This window comes from Aquilutibacter rugosus, from assembly GCF_036541335.1.
GTDB classification, from domain to species: Bacteria; Pseudomonadota; Gammaproteobacteria; order Xanthomonadales; family Xanthomonadaceae; genus Aquilutibacter; species Aquilutibacter rugosus.
Map to the genome: position 1 here is coordinate 978,565 of NZ_JAZHBO010000001.1, position 16,189 is coordinate 994,753.

Below are 16,189 nucleotides of genomic sequence, written 5' to 3' on the forward strand. Positions count from 1 at the left end.
CATTGGCCATAATGGCGCTTTCATCGCCAATTCGAACGCGCTTATGTCCGACCCCATTGCCGTCCAACCCCGTACGCCTCCATTGGTTGACCGTTTCCGTGCTCTGCGCGATGCGCTGGCCCAGGAGATTGTCGGGCAGTCCCATCTGGTGGAGCGGCTGATCATCGCGCTGCTGGCCGATGGCCACTTATTGGTCGAAGGCGCGCCGGGCCTGGCCAAGACCACGGCCATCCGGGCCTTGGCTTCGCGTCTGGATGCGGAGTTTGCGCGGATCCAGTTCACGCCGGATCTGTTGCCGGCCGACTTGACCGGTACCGACGTGTGGCGCCCTAACGAGGGGCGATTTGAGTTCGTGCCGGGTCCGGTGTTTCACCCGATTCTGCTGGCTGACGAAATCAACCGCGCGCCCGCCAAGGTGCAGTCGGCCCTGCTCGAAGCGATGGGCGAGCGACAAGTCAGCGTCGGCGGTCGGACGTATGCGCTGCCGTCGCTGTTCCTGGTGATGGCGACGCAAAATCCGATCGAGCAGGAGGGCACCTTCCCGCTGCCAGAGGCACAGCTGGACCGGTTCCTGATGCATGTGGTGATCGGCTATCCCGATGCGGGTGCGGAAACCAAGATTCTGTCGATTGCCCGTGAGCGGGCACGACGTGAGCAAGCCTCGGGCACGCCGAATCAACAAGGCGCAGACGGTCTGCATCTCACTGCCGATGAAGTGCAGGCCGCGCGTCAGCAGGTTCTGGATGTGCATCTGTCCGAACCCGTGGAACGCTATCTGATTGAAGTGGTGCTGGCATCGCGCAATGCGCAACGTTATGACGGTGAGTTGCATCGTCGGATTGCGTGGGGTGCCAGTCCGCGCGGAACCATTGCACTGGAACGCTGTGCACGTGCGCGTGCCTGGCTCGAGGGTCGCGACTATGTGACCCCGGACGATGTGCGCGCGGTCGCCGTCGACGTGCTGCGGCATCGTATTTTGCCGAGCTACGAAGCCACGGCCGAAGGCTGGGATGGCGAGCGCCTCGTTAATGAGGTGCTGCGCGTGGTGCCATTGCCGTAATCCGGATCCGCAAACTTGGCCGTCAAGACTCCCGCATCGCCCGCCGCTAATTCGGGTACGCAACCGCAACTCGCTCAGCTGATTGGCTTGCGCGAGCTGGTGCAGCGCCGAAAGCCGGCCAAACGCGGACGAGTCGGCGTCAGCGGACCCTCAATGTCGCCCTTGCGCGGCCGCGGCATGGAATACGCTGAATCGCGTGAGTATCAGCATGGTGACGATGCGCGCCATATGGACTGGCGCCTGACGGCGCGGACCGGCAAAGCCCACAGCAAGGTGTTCCAGGTTGAACGCGAGCGACTGACGCTGCTGGTCGCTGATACCTCGCCGCGTCTGTATTTCGGCACCCGCGTCTGCTTTAAATCCGTGCAGGCTGCCCGCCTCGGTGCTGTCGCCGTGTGGCAAGCGATCAAAGATGGCGATCGCGTTGCGGCGTTGCGCGGCAGTCGTGCCGAAGAACCCCAGCGGCCCGCTTCGGGTATGCGTGGCGCCTTGCCCGTGCTCAATGCACTGCGCCGCTGGTATACCGAACCGCCGACGGACGACGGTGGCCTGGCGATGGCGGTTCGTCACGCGATTCGTCTGGCCAAGCCTGGCACCCGCGTGGTGGTTCTGGCCGACCCGCGCAGCGTGCTGGATATCGAATCCTCGCAGTGGGCGGCTCTGTCGCAGCACAAGGAATTGCTGGTACTGCTGCTGACGGATCCGCTCGAGCTGCAACCGCCATCCGCCTACGCCGCATTCCGCAGCCAGGGCCAAGCGGTCAAATTGGACCTGAGCGCTGCGGCTACGCGAGATTCATGGGATGCGCAGTTCGCTGCGCCCTTGCGCCAGGCGATGGCAGATCTGTCTCGCATTGGCGTACGGGCTGCTGCCGTCTCAACTGCAGACGCCCCTGATGCCTGGCTCGATCTGGTGCGTCAATCCGTGTCGCAGGTAGCTTGATGGCAACGCCCAATCTGCCACTGCGGAACATTCATGCCACCGAATCGATTCCATGGTGGCCATTGGCTCCCGGTTGGTGGCTACTGATCGCCGCCACGATCCTCGTTGCGACCGCGGTGTGGTGGTGGCGGCGCGCGCAAGCGCAACGGCGTGCCCGCGTACGTGGCTACTTTGATCAGGAGCTCGAACGCTTTGAGGCACCGGCAGCGCAAGTCGGCATGATGTCCGAACTGTTGCGTCGTGCCGCCCGCCTGCATCAGCCGCAGGCAGCACATCTGCAGGGCGAAGAGTGGCTGGCCGTGTTGAATCGCGGACTCAAGGACCGACCGTTCCGTGACGAACTCGGTGCGCTGATTCTGGATGGCGGTTTCCGCCGCGATGTGGCGGTGGCCGATCGCGACCGGTTGCGCGATGCCGTGGAACGGCGCTTCATGCGGTGGGTGCGAAACATATGATCGCGATGGCCGGAATGGAACTGTTCGACCTGTCCCTGTGGCGGCAGATCCAGTTTGAATTGCCGATGATGCTGTGGCTGCTGCCCGTGCCCTTGCTGGTGCATTTTCTGTTGCCGGCGCGCAAGAAGCAAAGCGCTGCGCTGATCATGCCGACCGCCGACGTGGCGGCCGTGCGGGATCATCGGGCCCTACGTGGTCGCGGTCGCGCCGCCAATCCGTTGCTGTGGTTGGCCTGGTGCGCACTGGTGGTGGCGGCTGCCTTGCCGCGCCTGCTGGGACCGCCGGTGACGCCGCCGGCCATGGGGCGCGATCTGATGGTGGTACTCGATCTGTCGGCAAGCATGACGGCGGACGACATGACGGTGGGCGCGCGGCAGGTCGATCGACTCACGGCCGCCAAGGTCATCCTCGATGAATTTCTGGAACGGCGCGAGGGCGATCGGATCGGATTGATTGCCTTCGGCAGTAATGCGTATGTGGTGACGCCGCTGACGCGCGACCTGAAAGCGGTTCAGGCCCAGCTGGCGACGCTAGAGGCAGCGATGGCCGGGCCGGCTACGGCCATCGGCGATGCCGTGGCTCTGGCAGTGAAGCGTCTGGATACTCCGATGCAATCGCAACGGGTTGTCATTTTGCTGACCGACGGGTACAACACCGCGGGCACGCTCACCACCGACGATGCCGCCGATCTGGCTGCTCGCCTAGGTGTCAGAACGTATGCGGTTGGCTTCGGTGACGATCCGGCGCTGACAATCTTCGGTTTCCGCCTGCCCATCAACATGCCGCGCGATGACATTGACGAACAGGCATTGCAACGGCTTGCTGCTGCCACATCGGGCAAGGCATTCCGCGCCCGCAAGACCGAGGAACTGGCGCAGATTTACAACGAGATTCAGCAGTTGGAGCCGATAACCCGTAAGTCGAAATCGATTCGTCCGGTAATCAGTCTTTACTACTGGCCGTTGGCGCTGGCTTTGGCCTTGAGTCTTGGTGCGCTGTGCTGGGATGCACTGCAGCGGAGGCGTGCATGAATTTCGATCCCGCACCGTTTCTGTTCTTGCGGCCCGCCTGGTTGTTTCTGTTGCCGCTAGTGCCTTTGTGCGCGTGGCTGGTGCTGCGCCAGCGCGGTCAGGCCGGCATCTGGGAGCGCTATGTGGATCCGGAGCTGCAGCCGGCGGTGCTGGAGCCTGCTGCGAGTTCACGCGGGTGGGGCGCCGCCCTGTGGGTCAGCGTGATGATGACGTTGGTGTTGCTCGCCTTAGCCGGACCTAGCGTGCGCCAATCCGAACAGCCGCTGTGGGATCGCAACGATCCGCTGGTCGTGGTGATGGATCTGTCCACCGACATGCTGCGCGACGACGTGGCGCCTTCGCGGCTTGAACTGGGCAGTGCCAAACTGCGCGGCTTGCTCAAGGACTGGGCGGGTGATGTCGGGATGGTTGTGTATGCCGATCAGCCCTTCACCATTTCGCCAATGACCGAGGATCCCGCGAACGTCGAGGTGTATCTGGATCAGCTGTCGCCGGATATCATGCCGCGCAACGGGCGCAATCTGGCCATGGCGTTGGACTACGCCAGTCAATTGGCTCAGCGCGATGGCCAGGTCGGCGGCACACTGCTGGTGTTGACCGGCGATGCGGACACGGCGGCTGCCGACGCGGCAGCCAAGGCGAGCGCACGTGGCTTCACAGTTTCGGTTATGGGCCTGGGAACCGCCGCGACGCTTAATGAGTCGGCCTTGCAGGCCGTGGCGTCGGCGGGCGGTGGGCGGTACGCGCGTGTCGATCCCGCCGGTCAATCCGACTGGGACCACCTGCGACCGGAAAAGTCAGCGGGTAGTCGGCTGGCGCAAGGCTTGCAGACTGTGCGCAACGGGTATGTGCGCCAGGACAACGGGTTCTGGTTGTTGCCTTTCATTCTGCTGCTCGCACCGTTGGCGTTTCGCCGTCGCCAGTTGGCCTTGAACGTACCGCTGCTTGGGGCGCTGCTGGCCGGCGCGATGTATTTGAATCCGACCGCTGCGCAGGCGCAGGTGGCACCGGCGCCCGCTCCGCGCGCCACATGGTGGAGCACCATGGAGCAAAGCCAGGCTCGTCTGGCACAGGCCGGTGATGACGCGTACGCGGCCGGACGCTATGCCGAAGCGGCGAGCGCCTACGCCGGTGTGTCCGGCGCGCAAGCACGCTACAACCAGGCCAACGCACTGGCCAAGTCGGGTCAGCTGAAACCGGCCATCGAACAGTACCGGCAAGCCTTGGCTGCCGATCCGGCCAACCGCGACGCCAAGATCAATAAGGCCATCGTCGAGGCGGCGTTGAAGGCGCAGCTCAATGCCTTCGACAAGCCCAAGGCACCGCAAACCAAACAGGGCCAATCGCAGAAGGACGCGGACCGCTTGCGCAAACAGCAGGAGGCGCTACGCAAACAGCGCGAGGCGGAGGCGAAGGCCAGGGCTGAGCGGGCCAAGGAAAAGGCCAAGCAGATGCAAAAACGCGATGACCATATCAATCCGCTTACCGGCAAGCCCTATACCGCCAAGGAACAGCAGTCGCGCGAGGATCTGCGCAAGCGGCTGGCGCAAGTGAAAGACGATCCGGGCGGTCTGTTGCGGGCCAAGTTTTATCTTGAATATCTGCGGCGCCTGCAGGCGCAGGGAGACCTGTGATGCCGTGGGGGAAACGATCCGACCGAACCGTGGCCGAGTCCTGGGTCCAAGCGCTTGCCGAAGGCGATGCCGGCCGCATTGAAGCGGCCCTGATTGCGCTGTTACCCGGCGAGGCCAAGGCCATTGCCAATCCGACCGGTCTGGAGACGGTGATGGCGTGGCTGGCGGATGCCGAGCAGGTCAAGACGCTGGACTATTGGCAGCGGGCCCGCTGGGGCCGGGGCGGCGAGTCGCAGGCGCTGCAGGAACTGCGTCGGGTCTTTGCTCATGGGCCGCAGTGGCGCTCGAATGAGTCACGTCGGTCCGGTCTGCCGCCGTTGTATCCCGACTAATCCGTCACTGCAGGGCCCGCAAGGTCCGGTGATCGTGCGAAAATATGGGGCGCTCGTTTGAGCGCCCCTTCTTCTTTCCGCAGCCCAAGTGAGCCGTATGACGACCCCAAGCCGCCGCGAACTGGCCAACGCCGTCCGTTTCCTCTCCATTGATGCCGTCCAACAGGCCAACTCCGGACATCCGGGTGCGCCCATGGGCATGGCGGACATCGCGCAAGTGCTGTGGACCGATTACCTCAAGCACAACCCGGCCAACCCCGACTGGTTCAACCGCGACCGCTTTGTGCTGTCCAACGGTCACGGCTCCATGCTGCTGTACTCGCTGCTGCACCTGACGGGCTACGACCTGCCCATCGAAGAGCTCAAGAATTTCCGCCAACTCGGCTCGCGCACGCCGGGCCATCCCGAGAACTTTGTCACCCACGGCATTGAAACGACCACCGGTCCGCTCGGCCAAGGTCTGGCTAATGCCGTCGGTCTGGCGCTGGCTGAAAAAGTGCTCGCCAATCGCTTCAATGTCGAGGGCCACGCCATCGTCGATCACCGTACCTGGGTGTTCCTGGGTGACGGCTGCCTGATGGAAGGCATCTCCCACGAAGCCGCCTCGTTGGCAGGGACCTGGGGTCTGAACAAGCTGGTCGCCTTCTGGGACGATAACCACATCTCCATTGACGGTGACGTGCAGGGCTGGTTCACCGATGACACGCCGGCTCGCTTTGAAGCCTACGGCTGGCAAGTGATCCGTGGCGTTGATGGTCACGATGCCGATGCCATTAAGGCCGCCATTGAGGCCGCGCTGCAAGTCAGCGACAAGCCGGTGCTGATCTGCTGCCGCACCACGATCGGTTTCGGTTCGCCCGGCAAGGCCGGCAAGGAATCCGCCCACGGTGCGCCGCTCGGCCCCGATGAAATCGTCAAGACGCGCGAGGCACTGAACTGGACCTACGGTCCGTTCGAAATCCCCGAGTCGATCTACGCCGGCTGGCGCAACCCGCAGGCGCAGGCACAAGCCGAGGCCGACTGGAATGCCGCGCTGCAGGCCTATGCCGCGGCCCAGCCGCAGCAAGCCGAGGAACTGCAACGCCGCATTCGCGGCGAGCTGCCGGCTAGCTTTGCGGCGGACTCCGCTGCCTACATTGCCAAGCTGCAAGCCGAAGGCCCGGTCGTCGCTTCGCGCAAGGCCTCGCAAATGGCGATCGAAGCCTTTGCCCCGCTGCTGCCGGAACTGATCGGCGGCTCGGCCGACTTGGCTCACTCCAATCTGACCTTGTGGAAGGGCAGCCGTTCCGTCAACGGCACCGACCGCGATGCCAACTACGTGTATTACGGTGTGCGCGAATTCGCCATGACCGCGATCAGCAACGGTCTGCGTCTGCACGGTGGTTTCATTCCGTACGATGCGACCTTCCTGGTCTTTAGCGACTACGCCCGCAATGCCGTGCGCATGTCGGCACTGATGGGCACCAAGGCCATCCACGTCTACACCCACGACTCCATCGGTCTGGGCGAAGACGGCCCGACCCACCAGCCGATCGAGCATCTGGCCGCGCTGCGCTACATCCCGAACAACGACGTGTGGCGTCCGTGCGATGCGGTCGAGTCGGCGGTTGCCTGGCAGCAGGCCATCGTCCGTGAGGAAGGCCCGTCCTGCCTCGTGTTCTCGCGCCAGAACCTGCCGCATCAGGCCCGTTCCGATGCGCAGGTGCGCGACATCGCCCGCGGTGGTTACGTCCTTAAGGACAGTGTCGGTACGCCGGAGCTGATTCTGATCGCCACCGGTTCCGAGGTCGGACTGGCCATGCAAGCCGCCGAACAGCTGGGCGATGGCGTGCGCGTCGTGTCCATGCCCTCGACCGATGTGTTCGACCGTCAGTCGGCCGAGTATCGCGAATCGGTGCTGCCACGTGCGGTGCGCAAGCGCGTCGCCATTGAGGCCGCTACGGCCGAGTTCTGGCGTCAGTACGTGGGCCTGGATGGCGCCGTGATCGGCATGCACGGCTACGGCGCTTCGGCTCCGGCCGATCAGTTGTTCGAGCGTTTCGGCTTCACGACCGACAAGGTCGTCGAAGCGGCGCGCCAACTGGGTTAATTCCCGGTTTGGGTGCGGCTCAGGTGCGGCCTGCAGGGCTATGGCATCATGTCGGGATGACACGGATCCATATCCTGCGATGGCTGGGCTTGGCTGTCGGGTTGGCCTTCGTGCCGCTTGTACAAGCCCAAACCGCCCCGGTAAATGATGCGCCGGTGGTGAATCAGAGCGATTTGCGTGTGGGCGCTTTCAAGGAGCCCACGCGCGTCACCACCTATCTGCCCGCCAACCCGGTGTACAACATCTCCACCCTGGCGCAGCGCTTGCAGCAGAACATCCCGAACTTGCGGCGGCCGACTGTGGCCTTGCTGGTTGGCGGACAGCCGACGCCGAGCGCGTGGGAGCATGCCGCCAACGCCGGTGTGCGGACCGTGATTAATCTGCGCCCGGCATCCGAGCTCGGTATTCGTGACGAAGGCGCCGAGGTCCGTACCGCAGGCCTGCGTTATGTCGAGATCCCGGTGGCCGGGCCGCACGATTTGACCCGCGCCAAGGCCCAACTGCTGTGGCAACAGCTCAAGGACGCCAAGGGTGGGGTGCTGGTGCACTGTGCCTCGGGCAATCGGGCATCGGCCCTGCTGACTCTGGCCGCGCATTACGGCGGCGGCATGTCCGTGACCGAGGCGATGACCTTTGGTCGTCAGGCCGGTCTTACCGGTCTGGCGCCGACCGTGCAGAGCGTGCTAACCGGTGTGCCTGTGGCGCCCGCTACTGTGGCGCCGGCCAAGCCCGCTAGCCGCTAGTCAATCAGCGCAGTATCGCGTTTAGGATTTCCGCCAGTTCCTTCGATGCGGAAACGATCTGCTGTTCGGCAACCGGGCGCCACTGCTCAATATAGCTGCGCTCCAGCTGGGCGCCGCGCGGGTAGAGCGCGGGTTTCAGATCGATATTGCAGGCCGCAACGACCATGGACGCGCTGTTGCGATGCTCGACGGGGAGTGTCGGTGTGGTCTTGAGCAGGGGACGCAGGACATCGAGATAGGCCGCGTCGTTGAGGTGACGGTCGTACAACATGTCACTGTCCCACACGCGGTGCAGGTTGGTACCTTTGCCGTTGAACTGCAGCTGCACTGTATTGCCGCCCTTGTCGTGGGCGTAGCCCGCGTGCAGCGGCTGATGCGCATCGCCGGTCAGATGCACCACGAACTTGAGCGCATCGCGACGCGTAGCCAACGATTGCGACGGGTCGGCCAGTAGAGCGGCCTGACTTGTGAGCGCACTGACGATGCACTGGCCGTCGGCGCAGCGTGACTTGGGCAGATAGACGCAGCCGTCTTCGCCCATGTTGATGTAATGCCAGGCCGAAGTGGCCCGGAACCGTTGCGGATCGGAGTCGCGCAGCTCATCGGCCCAGTTGGCGATGGCACCGAGATTCGGGTCGGATTCGCCGGCGAGCAGGGCGCGAACTTGGCCCAGCGCCTGCGGCGTCAGCTGTTCCTGGGCCAATACCGCCACCAGGCGGTGACCCTGTTTGCCCCAAGCCCAACCCGACGATGGCAGCAGCGCCATCGAGATCAACATCACCGTAAGAATTCGTCTCATGGTGCAAGCGTAGCCTTAAACCGCGGTGCACGCCACGGTGCCATTGGTCACAATCCAGTACAATGATGCGCACATTCAATCCGCATTGTTGGAGTCGTAAATGGCAGTCAAGGTAGGGATTAACGGTTTTGGTCGCATCGGTCGCAACGTGTTCCGTTCGGCGTTCCTGAACTTCGGTGATGACATCGAGATTGTGGGCATTAACGATCTGCTGGAGCCCGACTACCTGGCTTACATGCTCAAGTACGACTCCGTGCATGGCCGTTTTGACGCCGATATCCAGGTCGAAGGCAACAACCTCATCGTCAACGGCAAAAAGATCCGTCTGACCCAGGAGCGCGATCCGGCCGCCCTGAAGTGGGACGAAGTCGGCGCCGAAGTGGTGATCGAATCGACCGGTCTGTTCCTGGACAAGGCCAGCGCGCAAAAGCATCTCGATGCAGGCGCCAAGAAGGTGCTGCTGTCCGCTCCGTCCAAGGACGACACCCCGATGTTCGTGTACGGCGTCAACCACGACACCTACAAGGGCGAGGCCATCATCTCCAATGCCTCGTGCACCACGAACTGTCTGGCTCCGATCGCCAAGGTGCTGCACGACAAGTGGGGCATCAAGCGCGGCCTGATGACCACCGTGCACGCTGCCACGGCGACGCAAAAAACCGTTGACGGTCCTTCGAACAAGGACTGGCGCGGCGGCCGCGGCATTCTGGAAAACATCATTCCGTCCAGCACCGGTGCGGCCAAGGCCGTTGGCGTTGTGCTGCCGGACCTGAAGGGCAAGCTGACCGGCATGTCGTTCCGCGTTCCGACTTCCGATGTGTCCGTGGTCGATCTGACCGTCGAACTGAACTCCGAAGCCAGCTACGAAGACATCTGCGCCGAAATGAAGGCCCAGTCGCAGGGCGCGCTTAATGGCGTGCTCGGCTACACCGAGGACAAGGTCGTCGCCACCGATTTCCGCGGTGACACGCGCACCTCGATCTTCGATGCCGAAGCCGGTATCGCCCTCGACAAGACCTTCGTCAAGCTGGTGTCGTGGTACGACAACGAGTGGGGTTACTCCAACAAGTGCCTGGAAATGTGCAAAGTGATCGCAGGCTAATCGCCGGCACCTTTTCACAAACGCGCGTTATCTGCAACGGCCACCTTCGGGTGGACGTTGCACGTTTGGCACCATGGAGACTAGGCGCGCAACAAGATGACGAGCCAGCGGCGTCTGACGCCGCGCAGTTAAAAGTTCTTAGGACTTCAGAACGGCTAATGCGGCATCGTAGTTGGGTTCCGAGCTGATTTCGGGCACCAGTTCGGAATGGATCACCTTGTCGTTTTCATCAAGGACCACCACGGCGCGTGCGGTAACGCCTTGTAAGGGGCCGTTGGCAATCGCAACGCCATAGTCATTCGCAAACGAAGGATGGCGCATCAGTGAACCCATGTGCACGTTGGTGAGACCTTCGGCGCCACAGAAACGTGCTTGCGCAAACGGCAGGTCGGCTGAGATGCCTAACACCACCGTGTTTTCCAGCGTGCTGGCCGCTTCGTTGAACTTGCGTACCGAGGTCGCGCAGACGCCGGTGTCGACGCTGGGGAAGATATTCAGCACCTTGCGCTGACCGCCGAAGTCGCTCAATGCGACGGGCTTCAGTTCCGCGCCGACGAGTTCGAATGGCTTGGCCTGATCGCCAACGGCAGGAAAGGTGCCGTCGACTTGAATGGGGTTACCGCTTAACGTGACCTGTGACATGTTGTGACTCCAAATGTTTGTAACGTATTCGTGGTCGATCTTACCGCGGAACCGAACTCCGAAACCAATACCGCCTTCGACAGGCTCTTCGGTTGGCTGTTGTGCGTTTGGTACCATGGAGACATGGAAACACTGACCACCAGAACCGGCGGCTGCCACTGCGGTGCGGTTCGCTTTCAGGTGCAGATTCCCGCCTTCGTCGAGGTCGAGGACTGCAACTGCTCGATCTGCCGCAAGTCCGGTTTTCTGCATCTGATCGTGCCGGCCTCGCGCTTCACTCTGTTGCAGGGGCAGGAGTCGCTGGCCGAGTACACCTTCAATACCGGCGTGGCCAAGCATCTGTTTTGTCGCGTCTGCGGTATCAAGCCGTTCTACGTCCCGCGCTCCAATCCCGACGGCATGGACATCAACCTGCGCTGTCTGGACACGGAGCCGGAGCGGGTGACCGTGGTGGCCTTCGATGGCGAAAACTGGGAAGCAAACGCCGCTGCGCTCGCTCACAAAAGTCAGGAGACGCCATGAACTGTCCGGTCGCTTTTTCGGAGTGTGCGGCATGACCGTTAAGTCCACGCCCGGTGCGTCGCGCTTACCGCTGACCGAAGCGAATATCGCCACTTTGATTGATGTGTTTTACGACCGCGTGCGTGTGCATCCTGACCTGGGGCCGGTGTTCAATGCCGCTGTGCACGATTGGCCCGAGCACAAAGCGCTGCTGAGCTCGTTCTGGAGTTCGGTTGCGCTCAAGACGCAAACCTATCGCGGCAATCCGATGCGTCAGCATTTCAATAAGGGCGTGCGCTTTGAGCACTTTGCGCAGTGGCTGGACTTGTGGCGACAAACCACCGATGAACTGCTCGAGCCCGATGCCGCGACCGAGTTGCAGCATTACGCAGAACGCATTGGACATAGCCTCAAGTACGGACTCGGCCTGACGGGAGCCCATGGCGGGCGCGATTTGGGCCTGCCCGTAGTGGGGCAGTAAGCGAGCGCTTACTTGGCGTCGACGATCTCGATGTGGGTGCCCTTTTTCTCATCGAGCGTGTAGATCACCTGGTAGCTGCGTTGCTTGCCGCAGCCATTGATCGTCCACTGCTCCTTGACCTTGGCCAGTCCGATGGGCTTTTTGGCCTTATCCAAACGCGGCTGAAGGGCCAGCGTCTTGGGCTCGATGCGTTCGGGTCGCTGGCACCGGGTGGCCGGCGTGAAGCGTTCCATCAGTTGTGTGACCGTAGCAGACTGCAGCTCCGGTGAAGCCATGGTGTTGCCCTTAAGGCGCACACTCTGCGCGGAGGCCGGCAATGCCGTCGCCAAGGCCATGGCGGCGGAGACAAGAATTAGCGTGTTGCGGTTTGTGTTCATAAACCGCAGTAAAGCATATCCAAACCGAAGCGTGCCTAAATCGCGGGTCGTCGGCCGGCTCCGTTCGGACTGCTAAAATAAGCCCTCATTCATAAACGAGCGGGAGCGGTGCATGGCCATTGCGCGGATGTCGGACTTGGATCTCAAAGGCAAGCGGGTACTGATTCGTCAGGATCTGAATGTGCCAATTGAAAACGGCCGCGTGACCTCGGAGCAGCGTATTGTGGCGAGCCTGCCGACCTTGCGTCTGGCGCTGGAGCAGCGCGCTGCCGTGATGGTGACTTCGCACTTGGGTCGCCCGACCGAGGGCCAATGGTCCGAAGCGGATTCGCTCGCCCCCGTTGCCGCGCGCTTGAGCGAGCTGTTGGGTCAGGATGTCGAACTCGTGCGCGACTGGACCGATGGCGTGGCCATTGAACCCGGTCAGATCAAGTTGCTGGAAAACTGCCGCATGAACGTCGGCGAGGGCAAGGATGATGAGACCCTCTCCAAAAAGTACGCGGCCTTGGCCGATGTGTTCGTGATGGATGCGTTCGGCACGGCCCATCGCGCGCAGGCTTCGACCCATGGCGTGATTCGGCAGGCCAAGGTGGCCGCCGGTGGTCCCTTGCTGATGGCCGAACTGGATGCGCTGCATCTGGCGCTGCAGGCACCGGCACGGCCGCTGCTGGCCATCGTGGCCGGCTCCAAGGTCAGCACCAAGCTGGAACTGCTGGGCTCGCTGGTCAACAAGGTCGATCAGCTAATCGTCGGTGGTGGCATCGCCAATACGTTTATCGCCGCCATGGGGCACTCGGTCGGCAAGTCGCTGGTGGAACCGGACCTGCTCGATACCGCGCGCCGGATCATGGCCGATGCGCAAGCGCGTGGCGCCAACATCCCGCTGCCGGTTGATGTCGTAGTGGCCGATCGATTCGCTGCCGATGCGCAGGCCACGGTCAAAGCCGTAGATGCGGTCGGAGCCGAGGACATGATTCTGGACATCGGACCGGAGACGGCCAAGCAGTACGCCGAACTGATCGCCAAGGCCGGTACGGTGGTCTGGAACGGGCCTGTCGGTGTGTTCGAGTTTGATGCCTTCGGCAAGGGGACTGAGGCGATGGCCCGCGCCATTGCTGCCTCTAAGGCGTTCTCGATTGCCGGTGGCGGTGATACCTTGGCCGCAGTCGACAAGTACGGCATTGCCGATGAGGTGTCGTATATCTCGACCGGTGGTGGAGCCTTCCTTGAGTTTCTTGAGGGCAAGACCTTGCCGGCCGTGGCGGCGCTCGAAGCGCGCGGCTAAACGGAAATCGTATGCAGGTGGCGCGGTAAACGCAGTGTGCTAGCGTGGCGGAACCCCTATTCGGTTCTTAAATGCTGCACATGAGCACTCCGCTGACCAACCGCCGTACCAAGATTCTCGCCACACTCGGTCCTGCGACCGATGACCCCGCCGTGCTCGATGCCATTTTGGCCGCTGGTGTCGATGTCGTGCGCCTGAATTTCTCCCACGGTGATCCGTCGGCGCAGGTGGCTCGTGCCGAGGCCGTCCGTGCGGCGGCCGCCAAGGTCGGGCGCGAAGTCGGCATCCTATGCGATCTGCCCGGCCCCAAGATCCGCATCGAACGTTTTGCTCTGGGCAAAGTGGCGCTGCGGGCGGGGGAGCCGTTCCGCCTGATTGCGCGTGATGATGCGCCGGCGGGAGATGAACAGCAAGTCGGTGTGAGCTACCTCGATCTGCCGGGCGACGTGAAAACCGGCGATTTGCTGTTGCTGGATGACGGCATGATGCAGCTGCGGGTGACGCAGATCGAAGGCGATGTCATCCATACGATTGTGCAGAACGATGGCTATCTGAGTGACCGTAAAGGGCTCAATAAGTTGGGCGGTGGCTTGTCGCTGGGCGCGCTGACCGAGCGCGACAAGGAGCTGATCGCGGTAGCTGCGGAACTGAAGGCGGACTTTATTGCCGTCTCGTTCTGCCGCAATGCCGAGGACATGAACGAGGCGCGCCGCGTCGCACAATCACACGGTAGCGATGCCCACCTGGTCGCCAAGATTGAGCGGGCCGAAGCGATCGAAAATCTGCACGAGATCGTGGCGGCCTCCGATGTGGTGATGGTGGCCCGCGGGGATCTCGGTGTGGAAATTGGCGATGCCGAATTGCCCGGCCTGCAGAAAAAGATCATCCGCGCGTCGTTGGAGCAGGATCGAGTGGTGATTACAGCCACACAAATGCTGCAGTCCATGGTCGAAAGCCCGATTCCGACGCGTGCCGAAGTGCTGGACGTGGCCAATGCCGTGATTGACGGCACCGATGCCGTGATGCTCTCGCAGGAGACGGCGGCCGGCTCGTTCCCGGTCAAGGCGGTCGAGGCGATGGCTCGCATCTGTCTGGGTGCCGAACGACAGTTTGACCACGACACCGATTTTGAAAAAGCGCCGCGCAACTTGCAGCGCTCCGATCAGGCCATCGCCATGGCGGCCATGTTCCTGAGCGAGCACATGCAGGTGCGTGCCATTGTCGCCATGACGGATACCGGAGGCACGGCTCGATTCCTGTCGCGATTCCGCTCCCCGGCGCAGATTTATGCAATGTCGGGCTTTGCCTCGGCGCGGCGACGCATGGCCCTGATGCGCGATGTGAATCCGGTTGCCTTTGAGTATCGCGGCATCTCGGCGCGTGAGGCGACCCGCTTTGCTACTCGTCAACTGTTCGAGGCCGGTTTGCTCAATGTCGGCGACCACGTCATCGTCACCAATGGCGATGAGATGGATCGCCGAGGCGGCACCAATACCCTGCGTCTGCTGCAGGTCGGCGTCAACGGGCAGGCAGTAGGCCTGGCTAGCCTGTAATCGGCACGATGGCACCTCCCGCTGCAGCCGTAGTGCGTGGCTGAGGGGCTGAATTCCTCTCAATCATCCGAAAGTCGTCCGGGAAACTCCCTTTGCATTGGTATGCAGGGTATAATTTCGCAGCCAATTTCGCCCAGATTTGAGGATTTTCATGAGCATCGAAACGCTAGCCGAAATCGCACTGGCCATGGTCGCCCCCGGTAAGGGCATCATCGCCATTGACGAGTCCAACGCCACCATTAAAAAGCGCTTCGACGGCGTCGGTGTCGAATGCACCGAGGAAAATCGCCGCGCCTACCGCGAAATGCTGCTGACCACGCCGAACCTGAATCAGCACGTCTCCGGCGCGATCCTGTTTGATGAAACCATTCGCCAATCCACCAAGGACGGCGTGCCCTTCACCAAGATCATGATGGACAACGGCATCATTCCGGGCATCAAGGTTGATAAGGGTACGTTCCCGCTGGCCGGTTTCCCGGGTGAGGTCGTGACCGAGGGTCTCGATGGCCTGCGCGATCGCCTGAAAGAGTATTACGAGCTCGGCGCCCGTTTCGCCAAGTGGCGTGCCGTGATCAACATCAGCGATGATGCGCCGTCGCAAACCGCCATCGATGCCAACTGCCATGCGCTGGCCCGCTACGCTTCGCTGTGTCAGGAACAGGGCCTGGTGCCGATGGTTGAGCCCGAGGTCATCATGGACGGCTCGCACGATCTGGACGAGTGCTACGACGTGACCGAGGCCGTGCTGCTGTCGCTGTTCAATGCGCTGCGCGAACAAGGCGTCATGATCGAAGGCACCATCCTCAAGGCCTCCATGGTTATCTCCGGCACCACCTGCGAAGAACAGGCCGAAGTCGAAGAAGTCGCCGCTGCAACGCTGCACTGCCTGCGTTCCACCGTGCCGGCTACCTTGCCGGGCATCGTGTTCCTGTCGGGCGGCCAGTCCGATGAAAAGGCCACGGCCCACCTGAACGCCATGAACCAAATGGGCGAACAACCGTGGCCGCTGACGTTCTCGTACGGCCGCGCCATGCAGTCGGCTGCACTCAAGATCTGGGCGCAGGACCTGACCGGCAACCTGGCCGCTGCACAGCAAACCGTGTTTGACCGTGCTCGTGCCAACGGTCTGGCCGCTCTCGGTGAGTGGACTGCCTAAGCGCCGA

General features: G+C 62.5%; 17 protein-coding genes. 14 read left to right on the top strand and 3 right to left on the bottom strand.

Annotated features, from left to right (window positions below; all coding sequences use genetic code 11):
• Positions 1-43: 43 nt before the first annotated feature.
• The 8 genes from V3390_RS04515 (at position 44) to V3390_RS04550 (ending at position 8,286) form a co-directional block, all read left to right on the top strand.
• Positions 44-1,060 (top strand): AAA family ATPase, encoded by a 1,017-nt coding sequence (locus tag V3390_RS04515; RefSeq protein ID WP_331689175.1) that lies wholly within the window; start codon positions 44-46, stop codon positions 1,058-1,060.
• A gap of 15 nt (positions 1,061-1,075) precedes the next feature.
• Positions 1,076-2,002 carry a DUF58 domain-containing protein gene (locus V3390_RS04520; protein WP_331703528.1) on the top strand — a complete coding sequence of 309 codons (927 nt, stop codon included), beginning with the start codon at positions 1,076-1,078 and terminating at the stop codon, positions 2,000-2,002.
• Complete coding sequence (locus V3390_RS04525; protein ID WP_331703529.1) at positions 2,002-2,457, top strand: DUF4381 domain-containing protein; 456 nt, start codon at positions 2,002-2,004, stop codon at positions 2,455-2,457. The genes V3390_RS04520 and V3390_RS04525 overlap by 1 nt, the downstream gene beginning before the upstream one ends.
• Before the next feature lie 14 nt (positions 2,458-2,471).
• Complete coding sequence (locus tag V3390_RS04530; RefSeq protein WP_331703530.1) at positions 2,472-3,488, top strand: VWA domain-containing protein; 1,017 nt, start codon at positions 2,472-2,474, stop codon at positions 3,486-3,488.
• Complete coding sequence (locus V3390_RS04535) at positions 3,485-5,122, top strand: vWA domain-containing protein (RefSeq protein WP_331703531.1); 1,638 nt, start codon at positions 3,485-3,487, stop codon at positions 5,120-5,122. Before V3390_RS04530 ends, V3390_RS04535 begins: the two co-directional genes overlap by 4 nt.
• A 29-nt stretch (positions 5,123-5,151) precedes the next feature.
• Positions 5,152-5,454: a hypothetical protein gene (locus tag V3390_RS04540; protein WP_331703532.1), complete on the top strand. Its 303-nt coding sequence runs from the start codon at positions 5,152-5,154 to the stop codon at positions 5,452-5,454.
• A 97-nt stretch (positions 5,455-5,551) separates the two neighbouring features.
• Complete coding sequence (gene tkt, locus V3390_RS04545) at positions 5,552-7,543, top strand: transketolase (protein WP_331703533.1); 1,992 nt, start codon at positions 5,552-5,554, stop codon at positions 7,541-7,543.
• 56 nt (positions 7,544-7,599) lie between these two features.
• Complete coding sequence (locus tag V3390_RS04550; protein WP_331703534.1) at positions 7,600-8,286, top strand: protein tyrosine phosphatase family protein; 687 nt, start codon at positions 7,600-7,602, stop codon at positions 8,284-8,286.
• Positions 8,287-8,290: 4 nt separating this feature from the next.
• Here the strand turns inward: V3390_RS04550 and V3390_RS04555 are convergent, their stop codons facing one another.
• Positions 8,291-9,085 (bottom strand): S1/P1 nuclease, encoded by a 795-nt coding sequence (locus V3390_RS04555; RefSeq protein ID WP_331703535.1) that lies wholly within the window; start codon positions 9,083-9,085, stop codon positions 8,291-8,293.
• Positions 9,086-9,185: 100 nt separating this feature from the next.
• On the opposite strand from V3390_RS04555, the gene gap reads away from it, so the two are divergent.
• Complete coding sequence (gene gap / locus V3390_RS04560; RefSeq protein WP_331703536.1) at positions 9,186-10,187, top strand: type I glyceraldehyde-3-phosphate dehydrogenase; 1,002 nt, start codon at positions 9,186-9,188, stop codon at positions 10,185-10,187.
• A gap of 138 nt (positions 10,188-10,325) precedes the next feature.
• Here the strand turns inward: gap and tpx are convergent, their stop codons facing one another.
• On the bottom strand, positions 10,326-10,829 hold the full coding sequence (gene tpx / locus V3390_RS04565) for a thiol peroxidase (protein ID WP_331689185.1): 504 nt from the start codon (positions 10,827-10,829) through the stop codon (positions 10,326-10,328).
• A 123-nt stretch (positions 10,830-10,952) separates the two neighbouring features.
• Here tpx and V3390_RS04570 point away from each other — a divergent pair, with 123 nt between their 5' ends.
• The gene (locus tag V3390_RS04570) at positions 10,953-11,351 is read left to right on the top strand and encodes a GFA family protein (protein WP_331703537.1); all 399 of its coding nucleotides are present in this window, start codon (positions 10,953-10,955) and stop codon (positions 11,349-11,351) included.
• A gap of 31 nt (positions 11,352-11,382) precedes the next feature.
• A complete protein-coding gene (locus tag V3390_RS04575) occupies positions 11,383-11,811 on the top strand; it encodes a group III truncated hemoglobin (RefSeq protein WP_331703538.1) in 429 nt (142 codons plus the stop codon).
• A gap of 8 nt (positions 11,812-11,819) precedes the next feature.
• On the opposite strand, the gene V3390_RS04580 is transcribed toward V3390_RS04575, so the two are convergent.
• Positions 11,820-12,188 carry a hypothetical protein gene (locus V3390_RS04580; protein WP_331703539.1) on the bottom strand — a complete coding sequence of 123 codons (369 nt, stop codon included), beginning with the start codon at positions 12,186-12,188 and terminating at the stop codon, positions 11,820-11,822.
• A 112-nt stretch (positions 12,189-12,300) separates the two neighbouring features.
• On the opposite strand from V3390_RS04580, the gene V3390_RS04585 reads away from it, so the two are divergent.
• The 3 genes from V3390_RS04585 (at position 12,301) to V3390_RS04595 (ending at position 16,182) form a co-directional block, all read left to right on the top strand.
• Positions 12,301-13,473, top strand: a complete 1,173-nt coding sequence (locus V3390_RS04585) for a phosphoglycerate kinase (protein ID WP_331703540.1) — start codon at positions 12,301-12,303, stop codon at positions 13,471-13,473.
• An 80-nt stretch (positions 13,474-13,553) separates the two neighbouring features.
• On the top strand, positions 13,554-15,026 hold the full coding sequence (pyk, locus tag V3390_RS04590; RefSeq protein ID WP_331703541.1) for a pyruvate kinase: 1,473 nt from the start codon (positions 13,554-13,556) through the stop codon (positions 15,024-15,026).
• A gap of 151 nt (positions 15,027-15,177) precedes the next feature.
• Positions 15,178-16,182 carry a class I fructose-bisphosphate aldolase gene (locus tag V3390_RS04595; protein WP_331703542.1) on the top strand — a complete coding sequence of 335 codons (1,005 nt, stop codon included), beginning with the start codon at positions 15,178-15,180 and terminating at the stop codon, positions 16,180-16,182.
• Positions 16,183-16,189: the final 7 nt, after the last annotated feature.